Raw genomic sequence first — 26,282 nt, 5'->3', positions numbered from 1 at the left:
GATGTATACCTGGCACCTTCTGTCACATGATTACTTTTTCATCTGACTCAAAAGGATTTCCTTCAATTGATCATTGGCTAACCCACTTGCAATCACTCCATCAGCATACCAGTATGACTCACGGAAACTGGAGCCATCTTGCAAAGTAAACCGCAGGAAAACCTTTTGCTCATCGTGCTGCATGAACTTATATACTTCATTGAAGCCTTTATATTCAAGTTTCAGGAACTCCAGGACAAACTCGCTTGTTGCCTCCGGCGTGAAATCATATAAGAGTGAGCCATCTTCCGTGCTCTCAAAACTGATTTTCTTCACTTTCCCTTCGATGTCATACAAGTCACCGAGGGTTTTCACATTCGGTTTTTCCTTTGCTTCATACAGGTCGTTCCCCACAAAAATCCGGTAATCCTGCTCATAGCCTTGCACCCGATACAACAGTGTCCCGATCGGGGCAATCGTTGCATCTCCGTTGATCATTTGATAATCCGAGCAAGCCACATCATTCATTGTGAATTCTACCTCCCCGATTTTTTCCCCTTTGATCAATCCCGATATATCAGACTCAAAATTTTTTACATAATTGATGTCATTCCACTTTACCAGATGGGCCCAATCGATAATGCCATCGGGACAGCCTTTGGGAATATCTCGCTGCTTGGGTGATGATGCTTTGGGAGCTTCTGACAAGCGGTTATCAGTACTACTGCATGCTCCCAGCAATAGTGAGGCGATAATGGATGCAATCATTAGATTTTTCATACCCTTATTCCCCTTTCCAATCCTACTTTCGAAAAAACTGCCGTGGTCCCTTCTCTGTTTGACGAATCCTTCCCTCATACGTTGCTTCACGAAAAGGCACAATAAAAAATAAGAAACCTCGCCTCTTCCCCTTTTACAGGAAAGAAACGAGGTTATTTACATTCTTTTGCGTGTTGTACACCGGCAAGAATCAGACTTTTGACGTGTTCGTCATCCAAAGAGTAAAAGACCAGCTTCCCTTCCTTGCGTGAACTGGCTAATCCCATGTTCTTAAGCAAGCGCAGGTGATGAGATGTCGCCGCAATTGTGCTGCCGATGATATTGGCTACATCACACACACAAAGCTCGTGTTCCAAAGCCAACGCATAGACAATTTTAGCTCTAGTATCATCAGCCAGTGCCTTGAAGATTTTAGCCACACCCAATGAGTGGTTTACCTGTGGTTTTAATCGGTTAACTTTGTCTTCGTCATAACACTGAATTTCACAAACGTCATTTTGTTCATGTTCTTTCATACAATCATCACCCATCTTTGAATATTATTATAACATTCAAAAGAATATTTGAATATATTGTTTTCAACTGATAAGATACTACTATAACAGACTCTGAGGGATGTGAACTCACGATGAGCAATGATCAGTCCCATTGTAGCGATTCCTGCTGCCAAGACAATGCCTCCAGTACCAAAACAACCAACCATCCTGGATATACTTCCATCCCTGTTACGTTCATTCCTGCAAAGGAAAGTGACTGCGCTGACTCATGTTGCAACGATAACCACCAACCAGCTTCTGACAAGGATGACTCTATCGCAGAAGGTCAACCTTTTCAAGTGTACGAGATCGAAGGAATGGATTGTGGGTCATGTGCAAGCGGCCTGGAGAAGCATGTGTCCAAATCACTAGGAGTACAGGCAAGTGTAAACTTCAGCACTGGCAAAATGAAGCTTGCCTTCGAAGGTGATGCCAGTCAAGTGATCAAAGTAGTAGAAGAAGCCGGTTATAAGGCAAAGTCCATCCAGACCAATCTGGGTATACCTACTGTGCAAAGCCAGGAAAAAACTGGTTGGCTTTCCGATGTAGGTGTTCGCAATACCATCGCATCCGGTATCTTGCTTTGCGCTGGCTTTCTCATTTCGCTTTTATGGGATGAATCCACTCCTGTTCTATTCTATGCTGCTGCCATGTTTATTGCAGGCTATCGTTTGGTGAAGAATGCCTTTCATGTCCTCAAAAGCGGTGCACTCGATATGAATGTTCTCATGTCGGCTGCAGCCATCGGAGCAGCCTTTTTGGGCGAATGGTTAGAGGGTGCAACGGTTGTCTTTCTATTTGGCCTCGGAAATGCCTTGCAAACTATCTCCATCGCCAAGACACGCAAATCCATACAGTCCTTGATGAGTTTAACACCTGATGAAGCGACTGTGCTGATTGGTAGCCAGCTTATGAAAAAGCCGCTTCATGAAGTACGGGTCGGTGAAATTGTATTGATTCAACCCGGTGAGCGAATTCCGTTGGATGGCACGATCATCCAAGGAAGCTCCGAAGTAAATCAGGCTCCCATTACAGGAGAGTCACTCCCTGTCGCCAAGAAAACGAATGATGATCTGTTCGCAGGAACGATTAATCTGAGCGGTGCGCTCGAAATGCGGGTGACCAAGTGGGTTGGAGATACGACCCTTGCACGGATTATTCACCTGGTTGAAGAGGCGCAAGAGAAGAAAGCACCTACAGAACAATTCGTTGACCGATTTGCGAAAATCTATACCCCGATTGTCTTTGCCATTGCTTTCGGGATCATGATCGTCCCTCCACTGTTTACAGGAAACTGGTTTGACTGGGTGTACCGGGGATTAGAGCTATTGGTTATCGCATGCCCGTGCGCACTGGTTATTTCCACGCCGGTTGCCGTCGTATCGGCTATCGGTAGTGCTGCCAAAAACGGCATTTTGATCAAGGGTGGAGCCGCTCTCGAAGTGGCAGGTCGAATCACGCATATTGCATTCGATAAAACCGGAACGCTGACGGAAGGCAACCCAAGTGTTGCTGAAGTCGTTTCCCTTCAGGGTGATGAATCGACACTGCTTGCCATTGCCAAATCAATCGAAGAACGGTCCAAACATCCCATCGCCCAAGCAATCGTCACATACTGCAATAAACATCATATCCCTTCTTTGCACTCGTCAGATCATCAAGCCATTGTGGGAAAAGGAGCACAGGCAACGATAGATGGAACTATCTATTTCGTTGGAAATGAACGATTGTTTGACGAGATTGGTCTTGACCTCTCTTTCCATTCGGATAAATTAACCGAATGGCAGACACAGGGGAAAACGATCGTGCTGGCAGGAAACAATCAGTCCATCCTCGGGATGATTGCGGTGTCCGACACCATACGCTCAACCAGTCAGGCTGCACTGGCAACGCTACAGCAATTTGGAATCACGCCCGTTATGCTTACAGGCGATAATTATGGGTCTGCTTCCCATGTAGCCAACCAGTTGGGCATTGGGCAAGTACATGCAAACCTTTTGCCTGAGCAAAAGCTGGCGGAAATCGAATCGATCAAAAAAACCGGAACTGTTGCGATGATTGGAGACGGAATCAATGATGCTCCTGCTTTAGCCACCGCACACATTGGAATTGCGATGGGTGGTGCGGGTACGGATACCGCCATGGAAACAGCCGATGTCGTCCTCATGGCTGATAATCTGGAAAAACTTCCGCATGTAATTTCACTCAGCCAGCGAGCTCTCTCGATCATCAAGCAAAATATCTGGTTCTCACTCATTGTGAAAGCCATCGCATTGCTTCTGATCGTCCCTAACTGGCTAACCTTGTGGATCGCAGTTTTGAGTGACACGGGTGCCGCACTCCTTGTCATCCTGAACAGTATGAGATTGTTGCGAAAATAATCCGTTCAGACACAAAAAAGTGACTTCTTCCTCAAGAAGTCACTTTTTTTCGCGCAAGTTACCCTTATTTACTATGCATTTTGAACTCCAGGAACAGCTCGTTGTAGTGAGCAAGCATTTTTTTTCCCAGATTATCGTACACTTCCAGCTTTTCCGTTACCTCCGGATCAGGATAGAACCGCTTGTCCCCGGAAAGCTCTTCCGGCAGGATCTCCATCGCCTTTTCGTTCGGAGTCGAATAGCCTACGTATTCTGCGTTTTGTGCCGCATGCTCTGGCTCTAGCATAAAGTTGATGAACTGATGAGCACCCTCAATGTTTTTGGCCGTATTCGGAATCACCATGTTGTCAAACCATAAGTTTGAACCTTCTTCTGGTACAACATAATCAAGCTTTTCATTATCCCCCATGATTTCGGATGCATCACCTGACCAGACCACGCCGATGGCCGCTTCTTCATTGGCTAAGAGCATCTTGATCTCATCACCAACGATTGCTTTTACATTTGGCGTAAGTGTCTGCAGTTTACGTAAAGCTTCCTGGAGGTGTTGTTCATCGGTGTCATTGAGAGAGTAATGCAGGCTGTTGAGCCCCATTCCCATTACTTCCCGAGCACCGTCCAATAACAGGATTTGATTGCGCAAATCCTCACTCCACAGGTCGTTCCAACTCGTGATTTCTTTGCCATCCAGCATCTCAGGGTTGTAAATAATACCCACGGTTCCCCAGAAATACGGAATCGAATATTCATTTTTCGGGTCAAATGAAAGATCCATGAAGCGAGGGTTGATATTTACCAGATTAGGAAGCTTCGCATGATCCAGCGGAAGCAACAAATTCTCTTCCTTCATCTTGCTGATGGTGTACTCCGAAGGGACTGCCACGTCAAAGGTGGTTCCCCCTTGTTTAATCTTCGTAATCATCGCTTCATTCGAATCGAAAGTCTGGTAAATCACCTTGATCCCTGTTTCTTCTTCGAACTGCTCGATTAGCTCAGGGTCAATATAGTCGCCCCAGTTGTAGACAGTCAGCGTGTTTTCACCAGAGTATCCTTCTGACTCATTCAAGTAGGAGGTGAGATACATGAGGGCAAACGCTGCTATGAAAATGATAGAGAACATCCTGACAAGCTGTTTCATCCTCTTGCCCCCGATCCGTTCGCCCGGCTATTACGCTGGTTAATGAAGTAATAACCGATGACCAGCACGATCGTAAATAAGAAGATCAGTGTGGATAAGGCATTGATTTTTAATGAAATTCCTTGCCGTGCCAGCGAGTAGATTTCTACTGATAGTGTCGAGAAGCCATTTCCCGTCACGAAGAAAGTGACTGCAAAATCATCCAGTGAATACGTCAAAGCCATGAAAAATCCAGCAAAAATCCCCGGTGTGATATAAGGGAGGACCACCTTCGTCAATACATCCCAACGGCTCGCTCCCAGGTCAAGGGCTGCGTCGATGAGGGTTGGACTCATCTCCTGCAATTTGGGCAACACCATCAATACGACAATCGGAATACAAAATGCGATATGCGAAAGCAATACAGATGTAAACCCGAGTTTGATCCCCGCAATCGTAAACAGGATCAGGAATGACGCCCCGATAATAACGTCTGGACTAACGATCAGTACGTTGTTGAGTGTCAGCAACGTGTTTTGCATCTTTCTGCTTTGGACATACCGGATGGCAATCGCTCCGAGAACCCCCAGAATGGTAGAAATGGCAGATGAGAGTAAAGCGATTACAAGGGTATTTAACACGATGATCAACAGACGAGTGTCCTCGAACACCTCCTGATACCATTGGAAGGTGAACTCTTCAAAGCCACTCATCGAACCCCCGCTATTAAAAGAGTAGTACATCAAGTAGAAGATGGGGGCATACAGAATGATAAATACAACAAGCAAATAGATTTTCGAGAATTTTATATTATTTTCCACTCTGCACCCCTCACTTCCGTTTTCCTGTAATGATCATCATGGCGGCCATCAGAATGATTAAGAACACCGCAATCGTTGACCCCATTCCCCAATCCTGTGTAACCAGAAAATGTTGTTCAATCGCAGTACCCAGTGTAATAACGCGATTACCTGTAACCAGACGAGTAATCATAAAGAGTGATAAGGCCGGAATAAACACTGCTTGGCAGCCCGATTTCACCCCATCAATGGTAAGCGGAAAAATGACACGGCGAAACGTCGTCCATGAAGAGGCACCCAAGTCATGCGCAGCCGCAACCAGGGATGGATTCAGCTTCTCCAATGCGTTGAAAATCGGAAGTACCATAAATGGAATGAAAATGTAAACGGAAACAAAAATAAAACTGAAATCAGTAAATAAAATCTGTTGTGTACCGATTCCCACCAGTTCTAACAGCGCATTGGCCGCACCAAACGTGCCGAAGATCCCGAGGAAGGCATATGCTTTCAGCAGCAAATTGATCCAGGTAGGCAAAATAATCAGCAACAGCCACAGTTGCTTGTGTTTTGTTTTCGTAAGTAAATACGCAGTTGGATAAGCAATAAGCAATGAAAACAAGGTAATCAGAAAAGCGTACCAAAACGAGCTTAGTGCCATTTTTATGTAAACAGGCGTGAAAAACTTCTGATAATTACTGACCGTGAACTGCCCTTCTATATCAAAGAAAGAGTAGTACAAAATCAACAAAATCGGTGCGACGACAAATAAAATAATCCAGCCAACATACGGGATGAGATACAGGTTGCGTGTGTTATTTTGCATGGTCTACCTCATGATACCCTTCGAGGCGTTTATCAAACTCTTCCTCCGTTTCACCCAACCTCATGACGTGGATCGCTTCTGGATCAAAATCAAGCCCAATTTCGTCACCCACAGTTACTTTTCTGGTGGAATGAACCAGCCATTCGTTGCCTGCCTTGTCATAGCAGCAAATCTCATAGTGAACTCCCCGGAAAAGCTGTGAATCGACTCGCACACGCAGTTTTCCCTGATCGTGTTTGGTAATTTCCAGGTCTTCAGGGCGAATCACAATTTCTACTGTTTCATCAGGATTGAACGCCTTGTCCACACACTCAAATGTTTCCCCTGCAAATTCAACAAGGTAATCCTTGATCATCTTGCCAGGAATAATGTTGGATTCACCGATAAAATCAGCAACAAATCGGTTAATTGGCTCATCATAGATGTCAGTTGGGGTCCCTCTTTGCTGAATTTTCCCTTCATTTAGAACGAAAATCTCATCCGACATAGCAAGTGCTTCTTCCTGATCGTGTGTAACAAAAATAAAGGTGATGCCGAGGCGGCGTTGCAGCTCACGAAGCTCATACTGCATCTCTGTACGAAGCTTGAGGTCGAGCGCAGATAGTGGTTCATCCAACAGGATTACTTCCGGTTCATTTACGATCGCACGAGCAATGGCAACCCGCTGCCGCTGTCCACCAGACATCTCACGAATTTCTCTTTTTTCATAACCTTCCAAATTTACAAAGCGAAGCGCTTCCTTTACTTTGGCAGTAATATCGGCTTCCTTCAATTTCTTGATGCGAAGACCAAATGCCACATTCTCAAACACGTTGAGATGCGGGAACAACGCATAGTCCTGAAAAACGGTATTCACTTGTCGCTCATTGGCAGGAACATTGTTGATCACTTTTCCATTGAAGAATATGTTGCCTTGCGAGGGCTGTGTGAAGCCTGCGATGAGTCGAAGAATGGTCGTTTTACCACAACCAGAGGGGCCGAGCAATGTGTAGAATTTCCCGTGCTCAATCTCGAAGCTGACGTGATCCAGTACTGGAGGGTCATCATCGTACTGTTTGGTTACCTGTTCAAATCGAATGATCGAATGATCCCGCAAAAGTACCAACTCCTTTTGTAAAATGCTTCTCTATCTGCTGGGCGAAGTTGTTCATCATAGTTGGAATAGAAACCCATGTGGGAGAAAACTGACACTATTATACATGACTGTCGAATTACGTCAATCAAAAATAAAAAAATACACCCTGACAATTAATCAGAGTGTATTTCCATAAGCTGTCCCCTACACCTGCTACTCCCTTTACATGGTGAACTGAATCTCTTTTTTCTTCCATTTCGCTTTACCGTTACATCTTTTATGCATGGCACAACTGCATTCCGCATAGCTCTTCTTTTCCTGCAGCAGATTCCTTGTCAGTTGCAGATAATCTAGCGCCAACGGTACGTCATTCTTCGTCGGATAATAGCGATGGACTTTGCCAGATAGAAGCGAGACAATCTCTATTCTTTCTGGCAGCGAGTGAAATGCATGATTGCAAAACACGGTGGTCATATGTCGATACGAAGATAAAATATTTTCATCTTCTTCAATAATGTACCTCTTCACTACATACGAATCTTCAAACCACTCAACAGCATGGAATGTCATAGCTAGCTCGATTTGAAGCTCTTCCACAGAAACTCTCAACTTTTCGAACAGAATCGCAGGAATCTCTTTGCTGCTTTCCTCTACCAACTGCTGAGTTAAATGGTCCGTAATCTTGGCAAGAACAAGGTAATAATGAATCTTGGAATCAAACAGCTCCACCTTTTTCACCCAATGCTGTTGAATCAATTCCAGAACCTTATAGGCAGAACGAAATGTTGGAGGAAGTTTGTAGAAATCCTGTACAACCAGATTGACCACATACTGAACCATCTCTTCCCACTTCAAGGAAGTAGCCGGTTTTCCACGAAACTGCTTCTGATAGAACTGATACGGACATCTCATGAACTCCTCAAGATGCTGATCAGTAATGGTCTTCACTGAGATAAACTCATTGTGTACAGTCAATTCTCTTCCTCCTTCGCTTCGAAAAAGTTACTCTTAAGCAGTTACGTGTTTGGCAAACGTTTTCCCAAAGTTCTTGCAGATCTCTGCTTCATTGCTGGAAGGTGCCAGTTCTACTTTTAGTCCCTCTTGTACAACCTCTGCTCCCATTTCTGTTAACTTCTCAATCAACGTATCTACAGCCGCTCCATACTTCTCATACGACGAATCGCAGGAACCGAATACGGCTGCTTTTTTCCCAGCAAGATTCAATTTGTCCATATCATCATAAAAATCCAGGAACTCATCTGGCAATTCGCCATCGCCCCACGTATACGCTCCGAGCAAAATCCCGTCATACGCCTCCAGCTCACTGGCATTGGCATCGAAAACTTCCTTTACTTCTAATTCCAGTCCCTCTTCATTGATCCCCTCGGCAATGAAAGTAGACATCTCTTGTGTATTTCCTGTCATACTGGCGACAATCATAATTAATTTCGGCATCTGGTCTCTCTCCCTCTCTACTCCAGTAAGTGAAAATGATTCTCATTTGTATTTTTATCATATTTGATATTGATAATCATTGTCAATGTAAAATTAGCAGATCTTGCCCTACACTTACAAAAACGCAAAAGATACGGCTTTTGCCTCGTTTGAGATGTATAATAAAAATTACCCAAACTAAAAAAGTGAGCACAGCATTCGTGCTCACTTATCCTCAAAAACAACACTTACTCCTAAATGGTGATAAGTCTCTTCTTTATAATGACCGTTGGGGCATATTTTTTCACAGCAAAGACTGCTGACACTTGCTTGTAAGGTCTCCCGACATGTCGGGCATTTGGGTTCAAAAAAGGATTTAAGAAACGGAAACATAATAATCACCTTTTCCGATGTAATTACTTGGTTTTAATTATACCTATTCTTATTTATTTTGCAAATAGTCTTCTCAATCTCCCTAACCTATATGTACAGGGACACACAAGGAGGGGCAGATGGACTTTCCCTTACTCATTATGATGATCATACTTGGATTTATCGGTTCCTTTTTCTCCGGATTACTTGGCATTGGCGGGGCCATCATTAATTATCCGCTTTTGCTTTTTATTCCTAGTGTGCTCGGTATTGCTCACTTTAGCGCACAAGAGGTATCATCCATCAGCATGTTTCAAGTATTTTTTGCATCGCTCGCCGGAGTGATTGCCATTCGAAAAGCGTCCGGGAATAACTCGTCATCGCTCATTAATCAAACACTTGTGCAGCACATGGGTGTCAGCATTCTTGTTGGAAGTTTGATTGGCGCTTTCTCTTCCAAGTATCTGACGGGAGAGATAATCAACTTTATCTACGGTATCCTCGCCGTGCTTGCTGTCATCCTGATGCTTGTCAAAAACAGAGGAAAAGAAGATGCTGACCAGCCGCTTTCCTTCAACAAACTGCTCGCCACATCGATCGCTTTTGGCGTGGGGATCGTCTCTGGGATCGTGGGAGCTGGTGGAGCATTTATCCTGATACCCATCATGTTAACGGTCCTGAAGATTCCGACTCGAGTCACGATTGCCTCTTCTCTTGCTATCGTATTCTTATCAGCCATTGGTGGTGTATTGGGAAAGCTCACAGCAGGGCATATCCCTCTTATGCCAACCTTATTCACGATTGTAGGCAGCCTTCTCGGTGCACCGTTTGGAGCACGGACAAGTGCCAGAATTAACGTGCAGGCCCTACGTTACGGCTTGGTCGTCATCATTTCCTTTACTGCGGTGAAAATCTGGATGGATCTCTTATAGATGCCAAAAACCCTTAATCTGCCAAGAGATTAAGGGTTTTGCTTTTTTATGTCTGCGTGCCGTCAAATACCCAGCGCTTTTGCCTCAAATAAAAATGCGGATAAAAACTTCCGTACACTGATACGGCATTTGGTCGTCTTTTCGCCCGCTTCCAGCTCCTGCATGCGTACACGGATTTCCTGAAAGTCAAACAATCGGGGAGCAAAGTGCTCAAATGTAGGGTTAGCATAATCCGTTAACCCAAGGGAGGACAAGTGGGTAAACGCCTGCAATACCATTCTGCGAATCCGCTGCTCCATGGCCCGCACTTCTTTTCCCAGTGTCTGCTCGTCCATCGATCTCGACGGCTTGTTTAAAATTTGCGTGTACAGTTCCTTTAGCTGCAGGTCTCGCAGGAGATCGCCCCTGCGCTCTTCTTGTGCCAGCCATTGCATGATCAGTAACAGATCAGGAGCGCCCGCCTCACCCGCAATTCCTAATTGCAAAAGCAACTGACGAATCTTCTGTTCCAGGTTGTTCTGCTCATAGGCACTGGGGCCATACGCATTTGTATGTTTACTGCCCGATTCTTCGTAATCCTTTGCTTTTACATCCAGCACTTGAAGCGATTTGCGAATGGACTGGAGCGAGGCTTCCAGAGAAAGGTGGTCTGCCACACGTTTCAAGACCGAAAGCACCTCTAGCCGGTTAATTGGCTTTTGGATGAACGTATCGATCCCCTGCGAGTAGGCCTCCCCGATCATCTCTTTGTTCTCCACTTGGGAGACCATGATAAATCGACCATTGAACCCTGCTTCCCGGATTTTTTTGATCGTTTGAATACCATCCAGCTCTGGCATCAGAAGGTCAATCAAGACCACATCCACACCAAATAATTGATCAATGGATACATGAGCCCCGTCGTTTGCCTGCCCGACAATCTCACCCAGTCCGCTCTCATAGATGAGCCGCTCCAGCATTCTGCGCACTACGGCATCGTCTTCAATCAGAAAAAAGCGAATCAAAGTACAGCCTCCTTTCTCAACAGTTGATCAGTCGGTATTCTGACTTCAAAATGGGTCATATTGTTGCCATCATTCTTGATTTGAAGCTGCCCTTGCAAGCTTTGAACAATCCCTTTGGCATGTGTGAGTCCAATTCCTGTCGATGAATTGCCTTGTTCATCGTATTTAGTTGTGAAGCCTGGTTCAAAGACCCACTCTCTGTCGTCCTGTTCAATTCCCGGCCCGTCATCAAACACATGGAACACAATATCCTTTTGCTCCAGGCCAACGGCAAGCACAATGTTCCCCGATCCCGGAATCGCCTCCACAGCATTGGCAACCAGATTGTTCAACACCGACAAGAGAGCATAGATTTGACTGGTGGATAAATTCACATCACAGGTAAAGCTAAAAGTAATTTGCTTTTGGAGCATGTCGGCATACTTATGATTGACCCTAATCACATGACCACACAGCTCGGAGATAGAAAGACGTGCCGGCAGCTCCTCCTGATGGATGATTTTGGATAGCATTGCTAACATACGCTGTGAATCCTTTTTTACTTCATGTACGTTTTCTGCGATATGTAGCGCGGTAGACGATTCAGTATTTTCTGACACGAGCAGACGTGTATAAAGGTCATAGCTCTCTTTCGTAATTTCCTCCAGATGGGTCATTGATTTTCGCAAGTAGAATGCTTCTTCATAAAGTCCGGTATTAATCATTCGCAGCTTCTCCAGTTCCTGCTGACGTACTTCGCCAACGGCCCGTACCTGACGGATTGAAAAACTGTTGTAAAGACCGACCGTAAAAAAGCTGCGTAGCGCACCGAAGAAGAGGAGGATAAACATGCTTTCTGCTGTAATCGCTGATATGTCGCCAAATAACTGCCTTACCAACAATTCTACCACATTCGAAGCAAAATCGACGGTCGCACCAATAAACCCAACTCGCAAGGGGTATTCCAGATAGTCACGGGCCCTGCTGAGATGGATCAGGAGAGAAAAGCTGAAATAGTAGAAGGCAGAAGGCAAATGGGTTTGCAAGCTCTCGGTCCACACAGCGTGATCAACCAATACATCAAGCCCGAGCCGAAACCCCAAAATGAAAGTGCCGGTCAAGAAGCCGGTAAGTAACACTGGAACGGAATGGAACCAGAGCAATCCGAAAAAGAAAGCGGCAATCCCCAGTGAAAAACGAAAGGAACCCCCAAATGGATTTACCTTCATCTCCCCGAAAAAAGCGGTTGCCAGCATGATGATAATCAAGACAAATAAGCGCTCCCGCATAGTTACCCCTTTCTTTCAAGTCAAAAAATCCCCCATTCGTATTTTACAAGGAAAAGGGGATCTGCAAAACAAGAAGATTATACGTGTTTGTTCTCTAAACGCTTTGATAGTAAGGATAGAGCGTAGTTCACGACGAAATACATTACTGCAATCAACAGGAAGACCGGGATGACGTAATTGACATTTCGACCGTTGATGATTTGCGCATGGTTCATCAGCTCCGGCAAGGCGATTACGACAGCCAATGATGTATCCTTGAGTAACGAGATGAATTGGCTCACGATCGGAGGAACCATCCGGCGCAGAGCCTGTGGCAATACGATGTGCCACAAGGTTTGCATATAAGTAAGACCGGACGAACGTGCCGCTTCGATCTGACCTTTGTCGACTGAATTCAATCCGCTGCGGACAATCTCGGAAAGCATGGCCGATTCAAAAATAACCAGCGCCAGTATCGCAGCGTAGAATTTATCCAGCTTGAGCCCAACTTCAGGCAGCGCAAAATACGTAAAGAAAATAATCAACAGCAATGGCAGGTTACGGATCAACTCCACTACGACTGCCAGACTCTGAGAAACAACCGGAATCCGTCCATATCGCAGGGTTCCTACGATAATCCCGATGGCAAAACTCAGTACGATCGAGATAAAAGCCACTTCCAATGTGACGAGGAAGCCTTTAAGCAAAAAGGTAATATGTGCCGGAGAGTATGCGCCGATAAAATCCATAGTTACACCCTCCTATTATCGTCCATTCGCTAAGCGTCGTTCCAAATAGCCGACGAAAAGACTTAGCGGAAGGGTCAGAATCAAGTAGAAAATACCCACAAAAATATACACATCAAAGGTGACGAAGGTTTCGGCTGAAATCAGATCACCGAAGTACATCAAGTCCAGCCCGGCAATTACCCCCAGTACAGAAGAGTTTTTAACCAGGTTGATAAACTGGTTTCCCATCGGTGGCACCACGATTTTAATCGCTTGTGGCAGGATGATGTAGCGCATCGTTTGCACATAGGTAAGCCCGCTGGAACGTGCTGCTTCTGTTTGCCCTTTAGGGACGGCAAGAATACCCGCCCGAATCGTCTCAGCAATAAAAGCAGCCGTATATACGGTAAGTCCCAACGTTCCTGCAACAAACGGTTCTAAAACGATGCCTAGAGCCGGGAGTCCAACGAAGAAGATAAAGACGACCAGGATTAACGGAATATTTCGGATAAATTCAACATAGGAAGTGCCGAACCAATTCAATATCCGCAATGGGGCAATACGGAATATGGCAATCAGCGTACCCAGCAGGAAGCTTCCAACAAGCGCCAGTAAACTGGACTGGACTGTATTGAGAAAGCCCTCCATATACATATCCCAATTATCAATCAGAATGGAGAAATCAAGCATCTCGGTTGCTAATCCCCCTTTGGTGTGAGAAATAAGTGGATGAGCGGTAGGGAGACCGCTCATCTTGTATCTTGTTACGAAACATTATTTCTTTGGTTTTTCACCGATCCATTTTTCATAGATCTTGTCATATTCGCCGTTTGCTTTCAGTTCTTTCAACGTGTCGTTAACAAACGTTACGAATTCTGTATCGCCTTTTGTCATCGCAATGCCATATGGCTCTTCAGTGAACGTTTCTGTGGTTACACGGAAGTTAGGATCTTGTTTTGCCATACCGAACAAGAGAGCGTTATCTGTTGTCAATGCATCGCCTTGGCCTGCTTTGAGGGCAGTAAATGCTTCTGCATAGTTTTCAAATTCAAGAACTTCTGCATCAGGAGCTTTTTCGCGAATATTTTTTGCTGAAGTTGAGCCTTTCGCAGTCACTACTTTTTTGCCTTTCAGATCAGCAATAGTATTGATCGGGCTGTCTTGTTTTACCAGAAGCGCTTGACCAGCAGTGAAATAAATATCAGAGAAGTCTACTTCTTTTTTGCGCTCTTCTGTAACCGTCATCGTTGCGATAATCGCATCAATTTCTCCGTTTTTCAGCATCGGAATACGGGTTTTGGACGTTACTTCCTTCAGTTCAATTTTTGTTTCGTCACCAAGTGCTTTTTTCGCAATTGCCTTCGCAATGTCGATATCGAAGCCTTCTACATTTCCGGTTGCCGGATCTTTCAAGCCAAAGAGGTTCAGGTCATACTTTACACCGACGACGAACTTGCCTCTTTCCTTGATTTTACCGAGCGTGCCTGCACTCGCAGATGCTCCCGGTTTTGCTGCTTGATCGCCTCCAGAAGTTTGGCCACCGCCACAGCCTACCAGTGTAACTGCACTCAAAAGTGCTACCAATCCAAAGCTGACAACTTTACTCCACGTTTTTTTCATTGTGAGATTCCCCTTTTCTTTCTGTTTATTTGTAAAATTAGTGATTCAAAATCCGGCTTAAAAAGATGCGAGCCCGCTCTTCGCGAGGACTTGCGAAAAACTGTTCAGGAGACGAATCCTCCAGAATTTGGCCTTGGTCCATGAACACGATGCGATCTGCCACTTCACGAGCAAATCCCATCTCATGTGTGACGACGACCATTGTCATCCCTTCTCTGGCGAGTTTCTTCATAACATCGAGAACTTCACCGATGGTTTCCGGATCAAGCGCCGATGTCGGTTCATCGAACAGCATGATGTTTGGTTTCATCGCCAAGCCTCGTGCAATAGCTACCCGTTGTTGCTGTCCACCCGATAATTGCGATGGGAATTTATCCGCTTTATCGGGTATCCCCACCTTCTCCAGATAGTACATCCCTGTCTCTTTCGCTTCCTTCTCGGAAACACCCAATACTTTCACAGGAGCCAATGTAATGTTCTGGAGCACCGTTTTATGTGGATAGAGATTGAAATGCTGAAAAACCATGCCAATATCACGACGAAGTTTATTGATATCGGTATTCTTGTCGTTCACCTTCACGTTGTCGACCATCAACTCACCACTTGTAATCGCTTCCAAACGATTGATGCAGCGAACAAGCGTGCTTTTTCCCGATCCAGACGGCCCAATGACCACGACCACTTCGCCCTGGTTGATATGTAGATCAATGTTTTTCAATACGTGGAAGTTTCCGTAGTGCTTATTCACTTGATGAAAACTGATCAACCAGAATCCCCCTTTTTTATATTTTTTTGTTTTTTCTGTGAAAAACGTCTCGACGTTTTTACCGAAGTAAATGCCAGATGTTACGCTGAGGCACCTTGTCATAAAAGCTGATGCGACCGCTTGCGGTCAACACGTTTCAGTCCCCCGACGTTTCAGTCCCCCGATGAGAGGGGGTGAGAGGGGATGAGAGGGGAAAACGGTCACGGCCGTTTTGTTGTTATACTAACCGCCAACCTACCCAATTCTACTGAAAAAGACAGATAATTATCTTTTTACTTTAAATTTTCTTAAAAGTTAGAGTTGTTTCTTGTCACATTTTCATTCAAATGTTCACTTGAATATTTGAATGAATTGTATATAATTGGTTCTATAAATGGAAATATTATTACTGAACTCGGAGGTACTGCCTATGGGACTTCACCATAATCACGGCCATTCACACGATCATGGTCACGGTCATGATCACCATCATGGTCATAACGCAAATAAAAAGTCGTTGCTGTTATCACTCGGTATCATCACAACCTTTCTTGTCGTTGAAGTCATTGGCGGAATCATGACCAACAGCCTTGCTCTGCTCTCAGATGCCGGGCATATGCTAAGTGATTCGTCCGCTCTCTTATTCAGTTTGATTGCCATGCATTTTGCCAGTCGGCCTTCTTCTCCCACCAAAACATTTGGCTTTTATCGCTTTGAAATTCTGGCCGCTCTCTTTAACGGCGTCACTTTGATTCTCGTGTCAATTTATATCTTTTGGGAGGCGTATGAGCGTCTCTTGGCTCCCCCTGAGGTAGCAAGCTTGCCTATGGTCGGTATTGCCGTCATTGGACTGTTGGCGAATATTGCCGCTGCTTTTGTACTCATGCGGGGCGATTATAAAAACAATCTCAATTTACGCAGTGCGTTCCTTCACGTTCTCGGGGATATGTTAGGATCGGTTGGAGCTATTGTGGCTGGACTTTTGATGTGGAAATTCGGGTGGTATATCGCAGACCCCATTATCTCAATCGTTGTCGGACTGCTCATCATCATTAGCGCATGGAGAGTAACAAAGGAATCCGTCAATATTCTGATGGAAGGCGTTCCTTCTTCGATCAATACCGTCCTAGTAAAGAAAGCACTAAATGAAATATCAGGTGTTACCGATGTTCATGACTTGCATATCTGGACGCTGACTTCCGGATTCCATTCACTTAGCTGCCATTTGCTTGTGGAAGATGACAAATCCAGCTACGACATTCTAAATGAGGCCATTCAGTTGCTAGAGCAAAAATTCCAGATCACCCATGTGACCATTCAAATCGAGAACTCTACTGTCAACCACACAGAATTGGCTTGTCAGAAGCATCATATGCCTCATGGCGAACACGAACACGATCACAACCATGATCACGATCATCCCCATAGTCATAGCCACAGCAACAACAAGAAGCACCATAGCCGTTAAGGGAAGCGTCGGGCGGTGCCCCAAACAAAAAGAGACCTGGTACTGTACAAGTACGAGGTCTCTCTCTTTCTACTCCTAGCATTCAATTGCCCAATGCAATATCTCCTGCTTGAGAAGTCGCACCCCTGTTTCCATTTCACTGCTGGATGTGAATTCATCTGGATGATGGCTTAATCCATCCTTGCAGGGGATAAATATCAATCCGGTCGGGCAAAGCAACGCCATGTTCATCGAGTCATGACCAGCGCCGCTTCCCATCTCGATATAGGATATTCTTAATTGTTCGCACGTCTTGGTTATACTCTGAACCACTTCTTGTTGAAGCAGTACCGGTTTTTCATTATTTAGCAATTCAGGGGTAATGGTGACACCACGTTTTTGTTCCAAAGTAGAAAACAAATGGTATAGCTGAGTAATCACAAAATCCTTTGATTCAACAGATGTCCCTCGAACCTCGATCAGCATGGTAACTGAATCGGGAATCACATTCATCGCACCCGGCAGTACGTTGCACGCTCCTACTGTCCCTACCGTACCGAGATGAGTTTCTGCGATTGCCGCTTCTTCTACTGCAAGGATAATTTCGGCAGCAGCAGCCAGCGCATCCTGTCTGCTATTCATCGGAGTTGTTCCTGAATGAGATGCTTTTCCTTTAATCTGAACACGCAATCGGGTTGGCGCCGCTATTCCCGTCACAATCCCTACCTGTATCTTTTCCGCCTCTAACACTGGCCCCTGCTCTATATGAAGTTCCAGAAACACTTTGAATTCTTCCGGATTTCTCACCACTGAGTCAATTTTCTGGAAGTCTAGAGATACTTCCTCAAAAGCTTCTTGTATGGAGACTCCATTTCTGTCCTTTAATTTGGACAGTGCATTTTTATCCAGTAATCCGGTCATTGCCTTACTTCCGATTGTCGATACGCCAAACCTGGTAGATTCCTCACAAGCAAAGACAATAAGCTCGATTGGGTGTTTCGTAGTAATGTTTTCTTCGTTTAGACTTCTAATCACTTCCAGAGCAGCGACGACCCCCAACGTTCCATCATACCCGCCCCCCTGGATAACCGTATCCATATGAGAACCGCAGGCAACCACGGGCAGGTTTGGATCTTCACCTTCTCTTCGAGCGATTACATTACCGCATGAATCTACTCGAACAGACAGCTTCTCTTCTTCACAAAGATCGATAAAATAATTCAGTGCATCTTTGTAAGTTTGGGTATAAGCCAGTCTGGTGATCCCGTAATTCGTCGCCCCGAATTCGTTGATTGTTTGCAAGGTTTGCTGAAGTCTCTGTATATTCATTTTTTACCCCCAATGGAAAAACCCACCCCAAGTTTGCGGCCCGAAGGTGGGTAGATTGATGGTCACCAGAAAACTTACTTCACGATATGCGTACCAGCTTTTGCGCCGATCGCATCTTTCAAACTTTCAGGATTGGTAATGATTACTCTGGTACCGTTCTTCTCCAAAAAGTTCAGACTTGCTTCGATTTTAGGCAGCATGCTCCCTGCCGGGAAGTGATTTTCTCGTACATATTGTTTGGTTTCTTCTATTGTAATTTCTTCAAGCGCCTTTTGATCCGGTTTGCCAAAGTTGATACAAACCCTCGGAACACCAGTCGTAATAATCAGCGTCTCAGCATTCACTTGCTCAGCCAACAAGCTTGTAGCAAAGTCCTTATCAATGACGGCATCAATTCCTTCATAGGTTTGATCACCTGTCTTAACTACCGGAACTCCGCCGCCACCAACAGCAATCACGACATAACCCGCTTCAACCAAAGACTTGATCGCATCTTTTTCAATAATGTCAACTGGTTTTGGTGAAGGGACTACTCGACGGTATCCACGGCCAGAATCTTCAACCATGATCCAGTCAGGGTGCTCTTTCTTCATCTCTTCTGCTTGCTCAAGTGTAAAGAAGGAGCCAACCGGCTTGGTCGGATTTTGGAAGTTTGGATCATCGATGCTTACTTCCACCTGCGTGATGATGGTCGCTACTTTTTTACTGATTCCTCTTTTGACAAATTCATTGGTTAGTGCCTGCTGAATTTGGTATCCAATACCACCCTGGGTATCCGCTACGCAATTAACAAGAGGCATCGTCGCCATCCCGGATACTTCATTGGCAATTTCACACCTGCGAAGGGCGAAACCAACCTGTGGACCGTTCCCGTGAGTAACTATAACCTCACAACCTTCTTGTACCATATCGGCAATATTGGTTGCAATTTCACATACTGCTTCATATTGATCCTGAATTGAGTCACGACCATTATCCTTAACCAATGAGTTGCCACCGATCGCAACAACAGCTAGTTTTCCCACTGGTAACCTCCTTGGTATTTATGATTCTTTTTCAATATATTTGTTCCATTTATAGAACAATGTGTACAATACACCTGCTATCAGCATCCCGCTAATAAATGCAGACTTGGTAATTGCGACTAACAGCGGTACGTAAGGCAAGAAAGCTCCCGAAATCGTGATTACAAAACTTACGATCAGCACCGCAAACGCAACCACGTTATATCCACTTTTGTAATCCCCGTTGTCGCCTGGCTTTACATAAATGACAGATAGATCCAACAGTCGTTTCCGTTCTACATAGAAACTGGCTAACATGATCCCGGCAATTGGCCCATACAAAGCGCCGATAAAGCTGTATAACAGATACAATGCCGCTGTGTCACTGACGAGCTTCCAAGGCAAGATTACCGTTCCGAGAATGGCCGTCACGACAGCAGCCGATTTTACATTAAAAACCTTTGGCATTAAAGCTGTCATTTGCAGCCCGGAAGGAAGTAAATTTCCAAATACGACATAGCTGGTTGACCCGATATTCAGTGCCAGCAGCATGATAATGACAATAAGGGGATTACCCATCTGGTCAATTGCATCTACAACATTAAAATTCGTTAACCCAAAAGCAATGTGTGTTCCAACCAGTAGCCCGACACTCGTAAAGCCAAACAGGAGATAGGAAGCAATCATCCCTAGCGGCAAACCGATCAATGGAGCCTTGATTGATTTGGCACGCTGTGTAAGGTCCGAAATATTGACGATCGGGCCGGCCCAGTTGGAGACTAGTGCACTGACACAAGCGATAAAGACAATGGGGCTGTCCATCGGCTTGGCAGGTACATAGCGAAGGATCGGTCCGAATCCACCTGCTGCATGGATGACCCATATCGCTGCACCGAAAATACACACATAAATGATTGGTGAAGACCATTTGCTAAAGATGCCGAGGATTTTCATTCCGCCCAAGAAGAATCCTACCGAAGTAACCCACAGGATCAGATAAGATATCATTGTCGGAAAATCTAACCCCAAGAAGTTGAATTCAGGGTACAAATCTAGATAGCCAGGGTATATATTCTTGATGATGATACTGATGGAGTAAGCATCAACTGTTGTTCTCGTACCAAAGAATATAACCCCGGCAATCAATCCACGGCACAGTGCTGGAATGATCGAGCCTTTCACACCGAATGAACTGCGAAGCAACATGGAGTAACCGATTCCATACTTGGATCCCGCATAGCCATTCAGAACAAAGCTTGCCGAAACAATACTGGCTGCAATCACCACGGCCCACAGTACTTGTGGAACGGTTAACCCTAGAACGAAGAATCCAGCTACTGTCATGTACGCCATGAGATTGTGAACTGCGCCCATCCACACGGTTACGTAGGAAAACGTGCTCCAATCTCGCTTCTCAGGTGTCTTTGGCAAGATATCTTCGGCATATCCGTACGACTTAAACTTTTCAATCATTCTGCTGCTTGAACTTGTGGTTTCTTTTGATCCATCAAATGTTTACCGACAAAAATAGCAGCGATCATGAGATATGCGTAGAAAAACTGCATGGACGAACCTTGAGCAAATCCAACGGTTGGTGCATGAATGAAGCCGAGAATTGACAACACTGCTCCTACCACCGCAGCAATCGCGCCACGTAAAGGCTTGTTGATGATCGCAAAAATCGCTATACATCCCCACAACAGACTGGCAATCGGCGCACCATTACCCAAGTGAATCAGACCGTTGTAATAAACACCCTTCGCAGCCATAGCAGCCGCACCAACCGCTTTTCCTGTAGTTCCCGCAGCGGATAATACGTTATTGGCAAGTGTTAAAGCCCAGTTTGCTACCCAAGGGAACAAACAAACGAAGATAACCGGCACTTCGATTTTTGGAGTTTCCCGTACAACCTGGTTAGCAGTGACTATACCGATATACACAAGAATCGGTGCAATTGCAGCTACTGGAATAATCGCTAACAAGAAGGCTCCTATTCCAAATAGCGAAATGATCAACATCGAGAAACCTGTTGCTACTGTGTAACCAATTCCAGCGCCAATTGACTTCCAGCCTGGGTGTCCAACATAAACCGTAACCGGATATGGATTACCGAACATGGCGCCAATGGTAGATGCTATACCATTTACCAACATAACATGTCGTGTTGTGTATTCATCACCAGCAGCATGCGCACTCTCGATATTCTCCAGGTCAAACACATAGTTGGCTAATCCAAGTGGTACCGCTGATGCCAAATAAGGAAGGGCATGAGGTAAGCCTTGGAGGAAGTTATCAATGTGTAAGGATGGCGGATTGAAGCCAAAAGATGACATCGATGCCGCAATCGCTTCAGGATTCATTAAGCCAAATGCCCAAGCTAAAGCTGTACCTGTAGCTAATAAGAGAAAGCCTGTTGGGATCTTGGCAAATATTGGTGATTTACCAAACCAGTTGATAAAAATGATGATCAGCACTGCAAAAGCAACCATCGGTGTTTCAAAAGCTTGCAACATCGGGTTCATGGCAAGTAACAACAAGCCAAGACCAGCGAGACACGATAACAGAACCGTTCTTGGAATCATTTTTCGGATCGTATCACCCAAAAATGAACCGATTAATAGAATCATCGCTTCTAGGAAGCACCAGACAAGTGCAATGGATAAGGCAAAATAAGCGTCCTTCGTTTGCAAATATACCGGCAAAATTACCAAAAAAGTAACCGTAAAGATGGAAGGTGCACTAGGACCTGAAGGCAAAGCCGTTACGTCCGTTCTCCCTGTTTTCTTAGCAAGCTGATAGGCAAAAAAACCATAGGCAATACTTGCTAGAAAGATTCCGAGGCCGAAAGCTGGAGCAACTTCTCCATAAACCATTTCTTTCGGAATACCCACCACAAAAATTAATAACGCCATCATTGTTAATAGATTGGTTAGATTATTAGCGAGTAAGCCGAAATACGCTGCCCAGTCACCTTTTCTCCACAGTAATCCGCGCAATGAATCATTCATCTTAATTCACCCCTAAACTTTGTCATGATACGAACGGTGTTCAGATGCTGGCGGAGAAACTACTTGATGTTTTCACTTAAAGCGAGCAACGCCTTCTCGAAGCAATCCACTGGCGGATAGGTAATACCCGCACCAATCATTCCGATACCTGGCTCTTTATGGGCAATCGCTGTATTGATTACAGGCAAGATACCCGTTTGCACTACTTTTCGTGTATCGATACCTGATGCAATTCCTTGGAAGTTTAATAGAGGAATCGTAACGTTTGGATTTTCAGCCGTTGTAATTTCCTTCATTTTTGTTGAGAAGCCGATTGCTTCCTCAACCGTTCCCCCTACCAAAGCAACAATCGCTGGCGCTGTCGCCATGGCAAAGCCGCCAATTCCATAAGTTTCAGTAATCGCACTATCGCCGATATCAAGACCAGAGTCTTCTGGTTTGTATCCCGCAAACATTGGGCCGATTACCTTTTGAGCAGGGCCAGTAAACCATGTGTTGCCCGGCATGCCACTGACACGGATACCGAATTCCACACCATTACGAGCCATTGTTGTAACGATGGTGCTATTCTCAATTCCATGAGCCGCATCAAGCGCACATTTGCTGAGAGCCATCCATGTCGGACCGGAGAAATAGTCGCTGCTTGCTACAAACTCGAACACTTCACGCTTTTCTTTGGTGCTGAAATTCGTTTCCAAAATCAGTGGAGTTAATGCTTGAATCAACAGGCTTGTACCAGCGTTGTTTCTGTTATGGCACTCATCACCCATATGGAGAGCCTGTGCAAGCATTAAGCGCAAATCAATTCCATCCGAAAATTTCATCGTATCTCGCAACATTGGACCTAATACATCTCTCATCCAATTGAGACGTTTGATAACACTCTCATCATTGGCACCCATTCGCAAGATTTTGGACATTTGCTCACTCAAGTTGGTATAAGCGATGTTGCCGTAAGTTTTGTTCTCCACGATGTGCATGAACATGGACGCCGATGTGACACCAGCCATGGAGCCTACACAATTGTGTTCGTGGCAGGGGGAGAAGGTGATTTGACCGGAAGCTGCAACTTTTTCGGCTTCCTCGATATCTTTGGCTAAGCCTTCAAATACCAGAGCACCTGTAACGGCACCTTTCATCGCACCATTCATGCGCTCCCAAGTAATCGGAGGACCCGCATGCAGAATCGTTGTCTTGGTCATACCCGGAACGACATTAATTGCCTGGTCGAAACCAATGAGTACCGGTTGTGAATTGATGATTCGCTCAACAGCCAGTTTGTTGGCCGCTTCAATTTTTGCAACTAGCTCTGGGTTTTCCAGCTTATCGAGTGCTGCGATCAATTCCGGCTTTCCTCCGCCTGGTGGCTTCCATTCCAAGTTAGATACGCCAGCTTTTTGCTTCTCGATATCATCTTTGAACATCTCAAGACCCACGTTGATTACATGTAAATCACTATTAAACAGTTGATTAATTTTGCTCATTGTTATACCCCTTTCTCCACGAAACCTCTGGCAAGAAGTCCTGCATTAGTGCTGCTGCTAGAGATGGTTACTCCTGCAGACATCAGTTTGTTGACTTGATCTTCCAGCTTAGGGTTGTCCAGATCTGTGCCGAGCACATAGCCCAGGATTTCCAAGTGTCTTCCTTCTTTTTCTGCCAATTGTTTTGCTTCGATAATCGCTGGCAGCATAACGCCAACAGGGTCTTCATGAGAGCCGAAGCCTAGGATAAAGTCCATGACGATTACGCCAACTTCTGGATCTTTCGCTTCCTGCATGAAACGGGCGATACGGGAGGAAGGATCGATCATCGGATGAGGTTTCCCGTTTGTGAATTCATCATCACCGAAGTCAATAAATGTATGAGCCTGGCTCACATTAATATCTTTCAGCCTGAATTCCGGGGTTTTCGGAATATTGCTGTATACGTCATCGTACATATCCATTGCCAGATACATCGCTTCATCGCAAAGTGTACCGCCGCAGAAGAGCCCGCGAATATATTTTTGCTCTGGCGTTAATTTCGCCTTAATTTCCTCAATTAGCGGAAGATTCAGTGCACGTTTGTTAATCTTGCTTTCATCGGCACCCGCCAACACAACCGCTTTCAACGCTGCTTCTTTTGTCGTTTTGGCAAAATGGCCGCCTGCTTTGACAACGGCTTCTTCTGATCCGCCAATGAAGCAAACAACTACTGGTTTGGAGCAGTTTTTAATTTCAGCAAGTACTTTTTCCTCCACACTTTTTGCAGGTGGTTTGGATACAAGCACAATGACCTTGGTTGCTTCATCTTCGTTGAGCGCTTTCATCCCATCCAGCATCATGATACCGCCGACTTGTTCGCTCAAGTCACGACCACCCGTACCGATCAATTGTGTGATACCGCCGCCAAAATCGTGGATGCGGACACTAACCTCTTGGCTTCCTGTTCCAGAAGCACCTACAATTCCGATGTTTCCTTTGCGTACTGCATTACCGAAGCACAACGCCACATTGCCGATAATCGCTGTTCCGCAGTCAGGGCCCATCATCAACAGCCCTTTTTCATGGGCGAGTGTCTTCAATGCGATCTCTTCTTCTACGCTGACATTATCGCTAAACAGCATGACATGCAGGTCGTTTTCGAGAGCTTTTCTTGCTTCTCTTGCGGCATACGCTCCATTTACTGAGATTACAGCCAGATTCGCTTCTGGAATGCTTTGTGCAGCGGAATCGATCGTTGGATACTTAATCTCACTCGTTCCCTTTGCCGTATTCTTTTTCGTAAACAATTCCTCGATACTTGCATAAGCGCTTTCGGAAAGTTCTTCTGATGCTGTCTTTACAACGATCATCAAATCACTTGTTTTGGCTTCTTCCAGCTCAGGTGTAAGCAACCCGATGTTTCGAAGTACCTCTTTATTCATTTCTGTTCCCATCGCAATAACTGCTTGTTCCACGCCTTCAATCTGGTTTGCTTTGGTAGATAAGGACATGAGGGATACGGAATCAAAATACGTGCTTCGCTTTATGACAACTTTTGTAGACATATTCTACCTCCATCTTTTGCACTGATTTCCAAACCTGAGACAATCCCCAGTGCGATATCTGTTCCGGACGAAGATCCGATGTTCAACACAGTGGCTAAAGAGAGAATCGATTCTTCCTGACTGCCGCATGTTAGAGCATGTAGCAAAGCAATAATCGACTCTCTCACCTCTCCGGTTGACGCCTTTTTTATCGCCATGAAGCTGATTTCATTTGTCAATTGTTGTGCACTTTGCACGATTGCTTCACCAAATGTGCTTTCAATCTTGACCGGGTAATTTGGCATCGTCAGAGTGGTTAATAACCCAACCAGAAAATCATCACCGGATGGAGTCAAGCCCGGACCAAGACCAATGAGTCCAACGGCATGCCGTATCGCCTCGATCATTCGATCATTCGATAATTCGAGCAGAAGCAATCTCGATCGTTCTTCCAGCATTTTGGATGTTTCTTCTTCAAACAAGTTTTTGGTTTGCAAAGGCCGCTTCATCCCACCATGTGCTCCATGAAGTTCGATGTATTCCTTTGCAAAAGCCAGGTTTTTTCTCAGAACAGCTATATCAGCAGGATAGGCGGGTACGATGCTCTGCCACTTTTTTGCATGTTCAATCGTGATCGCCATTTTGTTCTCGATGCACAGTCGATCGTTTTCAACATAGACAATGTCGCCTGCTGCTATATCCATACCGCTGAAACTTATCACATCAGTCACCAACGTATTGGGTCCATTATCGATTTGGCGACAAGCAACGGTGTATAATTCGGCGTTGGACAAGCAATGAATGTTGATGGTTCTGTCAAATGTGCTGTGAACAAATCCGTAGAACGTTGCATCTTCAATTCTTTGTATAAAACCTGCATCACCAGATCTTGCCTGATTGACAACAGTCAC

24 protein-coding genes are annotated in these 26,282 nt (G+C 45.1%); 3 read left to right on the top strand and 21 right to left on the bottom strand.

The genetic code is table 11. From position 1 onward, the window contains the following. Positions 1-30: 30 nt before the first annotated feature. Both ACPW7N_RS07120 and ACPW7N_RS07115 read right to left on the bottom strand, forming a co-directional pair. The gene (locus ACPW7N_RS07120; RefSeq protein ID WP_425650344.1) at positions 31-759 is read right to left on the bottom strand and encodes a hypothetical protein; all 729 of its coding nucleotides are present in this window, start codon (positions 757-759) and stop codon (positions 31-33) included. A gap of 152 nt (positions 760-911) precedes the next feature. Next, positions 912-1,274 (bottom strand): ArsR/SmtB family transcription factor, encoded by a 363-nt coding sequence (locus ACPW7N_RS07115; RefSeq protein WP_425650343.1) that lies wholly within the window; start codon positions 1,272-1,274, stop codon positions 912-914. 113 nt (positions 1,275-1,387) lie between these two features. On the opposite strand from ACPW7N_RS07115, the gene ACPW7N_RS07110 reads away from it, so the two are divergent. Beyond that, the gene (locus tag ACPW7N_RS07110; protein WP_425650342.1) at positions 1,388-3,676 is read left to right on the top strand and encodes a heavy metal translocating P-type ATPase; all 2,289 of its coding nucleotides are present in this window, start codon (positions 1,388-1,390) and stop codon (positions 3,674-3,676) included. 64 nt (positions 3,677-3,740) lie between these two features. Here ACPW7N_RS07110 and ACPW7N_RS07105 read toward each other — a convergent pair whose 3' ends face one another. The 6 genes from ACPW7N_RS07105 to ACPW7N_RS07080 form a co-directional block, all read right to left on the bottom strand. Then, positions 3,741-4,814, bottom strand: a complete 1,074-nt coding sequence (locus ACPW7N_RS07105; protein ID WP_425650341.1) for an ABC transporter substrate-binding protein — start codon at positions 4,812-4,814, stop codon at positions 3,741-3,743. Beyond that, positions 4,811-5,614: an ABC transporter permease gene (locus tag ACPW7N_RS07100; RefSeq protein ID WP_425650340.1), complete on the bottom strand. Its 804-nt coding sequence runs from the start codon at positions 5,612-5,614 to the stop codon at positions 4,811-4,813. The genes ACPW7N_RS07105 and ACPW7N_RS07100 overlap by 4 nt, the downstream gene beginning before the upstream one ends. 10 nt (positions 5,615-5,624) lie before the next feature. Next, entirely contained in the window at positions 5,625-6,416 is a 792-nt protein-coding gene (locus ACPW7N_RS07095; RefSeq protein WP_425650339.1) for an ABC transporter permease, read from the bottom strand. Next, positions 6,406-7,512 carry an ABC transporter ATP-binding protein gene (locus ACPW7N_RS07090; protein WP_425650338.1) on the bottom strand — a complete coding sequence of 369 codons (1,107 nt, stop codon included), beginning with the start codon at positions 7,510-7,512 and terminating at the stop codon, positions 6,406-6,408. Before ACPW7N_RS07090 ends, ACPW7N_RS07095 begins: the two co-directional genes overlap by 11 nt. A 201-nt stretch (positions 7,513-7,713) precedes the next feature. Beyond that, positions 7,714-8,466, bottom strand: a complete 753-nt coding sequence (locus ACPW7N_RS07085) for a hypothetical protein (RefSeq protein ID WP_425650337.1) — start codon at positions 8,464-8,466, stop codon at positions 7,714-7,716. Between the two features lie 33 nt (positions 8,467-8,499). Then, positions 8,500-8,946, bottom strand: a complete 447-nt coding sequence (locus ACPW7N_RS07080; RefSeq protein WP_425650336.1) for a flavodoxin — start codon at positions 8,944-8,946, stop codon at positions 8,500-8,502. Positions 8,947-9,437: 491 nt separating this feature from the next. Here ACPW7N_RS07080 and ACPW7N_RS07075 point away from each other — a divergent pair, with 491 nt between their 5' ends. Beyond that, on the top strand, positions 9,438-10,229 hold the full coding sequence (locus ACPW7N_RS07075) for a sulfite exporter TauE/SafE family protein (protein ID WP_425650335.1): 792 nt from the start codon (positions 9,438-9,440) through the stop codon (positions 10,227-10,229). Between the two features lie 62 nt (positions 10,230-10,291). Here the strand turns inward: ACPW7N_RS07075 and ACPW7N_RS07070 are convergent, their stop codons facing one another. From ACPW7N_RS07070 to ACPW7N_RS07045, 6 genes are all read right to left on the bottom strand, one after another. Then, positions 10,292-11,233 (bottom strand): response regulator, encoded by a 942-nt coding sequence (locus ACPW7N_RS07070; RefSeq protein WP_425650334.1) that lies wholly within the window; start codon positions 11,231-11,233, stop codon positions 10,292-10,294. Beyond that, positions 11,230-12,501, bottom strand: coding sequence for a sensor histidine kinase (locus ACPW7N_RS07065; RefSeq protein WP_425650333.1), 1,272 nt, complete (start codon positions 12,499-12,501; stop codon positions 11,230-11,232). The genes ACPW7N_RS07070 and ACPW7N_RS07065 overlap by 4 nt, the downstream gene beginning before the upstream one ends. Before the next feature lie 77 nt (positions 12,502-12,578). Continuing rightward, positions 12,579-13,229, bottom strand: a complete 651-nt coding sequence (locus ACPW7N_RS07060) for an amino acid ABC transporter permease (RefSeq protein ID WP_425650332.1) — start codon at positions 13,227-13,229, stop codon at positions 12,579-12,581. A 15-nt stretch (positions 13,230-13,244) separates the two neighbouring features. Beyond that, the gene (locus tag ACPW7N_RS07055; protein WP_425650331.1) at positions 13,245-13,898 is read right to left on the bottom strand and encodes an amino acid ABC transporter permease; all 654 of its coding nucleotides are present in this window, start codon (positions 13,896-13,898) and stop codon (positions 13,245-13,247) included. Between the two features lie 84 nt (positions 13,899-13,982). Continuing rightward, positions 13,983-14,828 (bottom strand): transporter substrate-binding domain-containing protein, encoded by an 846-nt coding sequence (locus ACPW7N_RS07050; protein WP_425650330.1) that lies wholly within the window; start codon positions 14,826-14,828, stop codon positions 13,983-13,985. A 37-nt stretch (positions 14,829-14,865) separates the two neighbouring features. Then, positions 14,866-15,594: an amino acid ABC transporter ATP-binding protein gene (locus ACPW7N_RS07045; protein WP_425650329.1), complete on the bottom strand. Its 729-nt coding sequence runs from the start codon at positions 15,592-15,594 to the stop codon at positions 14,866-14,868. Positions 15,595-16,003: 409 nt separating this feature from the next. Between ACPW7N_RS07045 and ACPW7N_RS07040 the strand changes: the two genes are divergently transcribed. Beyond that, positions 16,004-17,041, top strand: a complete 1,038-nt coding sequence (locus ACPW7N_RS07040) for a cation diffusion facilitator family transporter (RefSeq protein ID WP_425650328.1) — start codon at positions 16,004-16,006, stop codon at positions 17,039-17,041. A gap of 75 nt (positions 17,042-17,116) precedes the next feature. Here the strand turns inward: ACPW7N_RS07040 and ACPW7N_RS07035 are convergent, their stop codons facing one another. The 7 genes from ACPW7N_RS07035 to ACPW7N_RS07005 all read right to left on the bottom strand — a co-directional run bounded on the left by ACPW7N_RS07035 (position 17,117) and on the right by ACPW7N_RS07005 (position 26,282). Continuing rightward, positions 17,117-18,349 carry a Zn-dependent hydrolase gene (locus ACPW7N_RS07035; protein ID WP_425650327.1) on the bottom strand — a complete coding sequence of 411 codons (1,233 nt, stop codon included), beginning with the start codon at positions 18,347-18,349 and terminating at the stop codon, positions 17,117-17,119. Positions 18,350-18,423: 74 nt separating this feature from the next. Continuing rightward, on the bottom strand, positions 18,424-19,374 hold the full coding sequence (gene arcC / locus ACPW7N_RS07030) for a carbamate kinase (protein ID WP_425650326.1): 951 nt from the start codon (positions 19,372-19,374) through the stop codon (positions 18,424-18,426). Positions 19,375-19,392: 18 nt separating this feature from the next. Next, positions 19,393-20,826 carry a cytosine permease gene (locus tag ACPW7N_RS07025; protein ID WP_425650325.1) on the bottom strand — a complete coding sequence of 478 codons (1,434 nt, stop codon included), beginning with the start codon at positions 20,824-20,826 and terminating at the stop codon, positions 19,393-19,395. Then, positions 20,823-22,361 carry a xanthine permease gene (locus tag ACPW7N_RS07020; protein ID WP_425650324.1) on the bottom strand — a complete coding sequence of 513 codons (1,539 nt, stop codon included), beginning with the start codon at positions 22,359-22,361 and terminating at the stop codon, positions 20,823-20,825. Before ACPW7N_RS07020 ends, ACPW7N_RS07025 begins: the two co-directional genes overlap by 4 nt. Positions 22,362-22,420: 59 nt before the next feature. Next, complete coding sequence (locus tag ACPW7N_RS07015) at positions 22,421-23,845, bottom strand: YlbE family protein (protein WP_425650323.1); 1,425 nt, start codon at positions 23,843-23,845, stop codon at positions 22,421-22,423. A gap of 2 nt (positions 23,846-23,847) precedes the next feature. After that, positions 23,848-25,392 (bottom strand): acyl-CoA synthetase FdrA, encoded by a 1,545-nt coding sequence (gene fdrA, locus ACPW7N_RS07010; protein WP_425650322.1) that lies wholly within the window; start codon positions 25,390-25,392, stop codon positions 23,848-23,850. Continuing rightward, positions 25,371-26,282: an oxamate carbamoyltransferase subunit AllH family protein gene (locus tag ACPW7N_RS07005; RefSeq protein WP_425650321.1), complete on the bottom strand. Its 912-nt coding sequence runs from the start codon at positions 26,280-26,282 to the stop codon at positions 25,371-25,373. The genes fdrA and ACPW7N_RS07005 overlap by 22 nt, the downstream gene beginning before the upstream one ends.

The organism is Brevibacillus nigriterrae, from assembly GCF_049846925.1.
Lineage (GTDB): Bacteria > Bacillota > Bacilli > Brevibacillales > Brevibacillaceae > Brevibacillus_H.
This window is presented reverse-complemented; position numbering and strand designations above follow the sequence as displayed.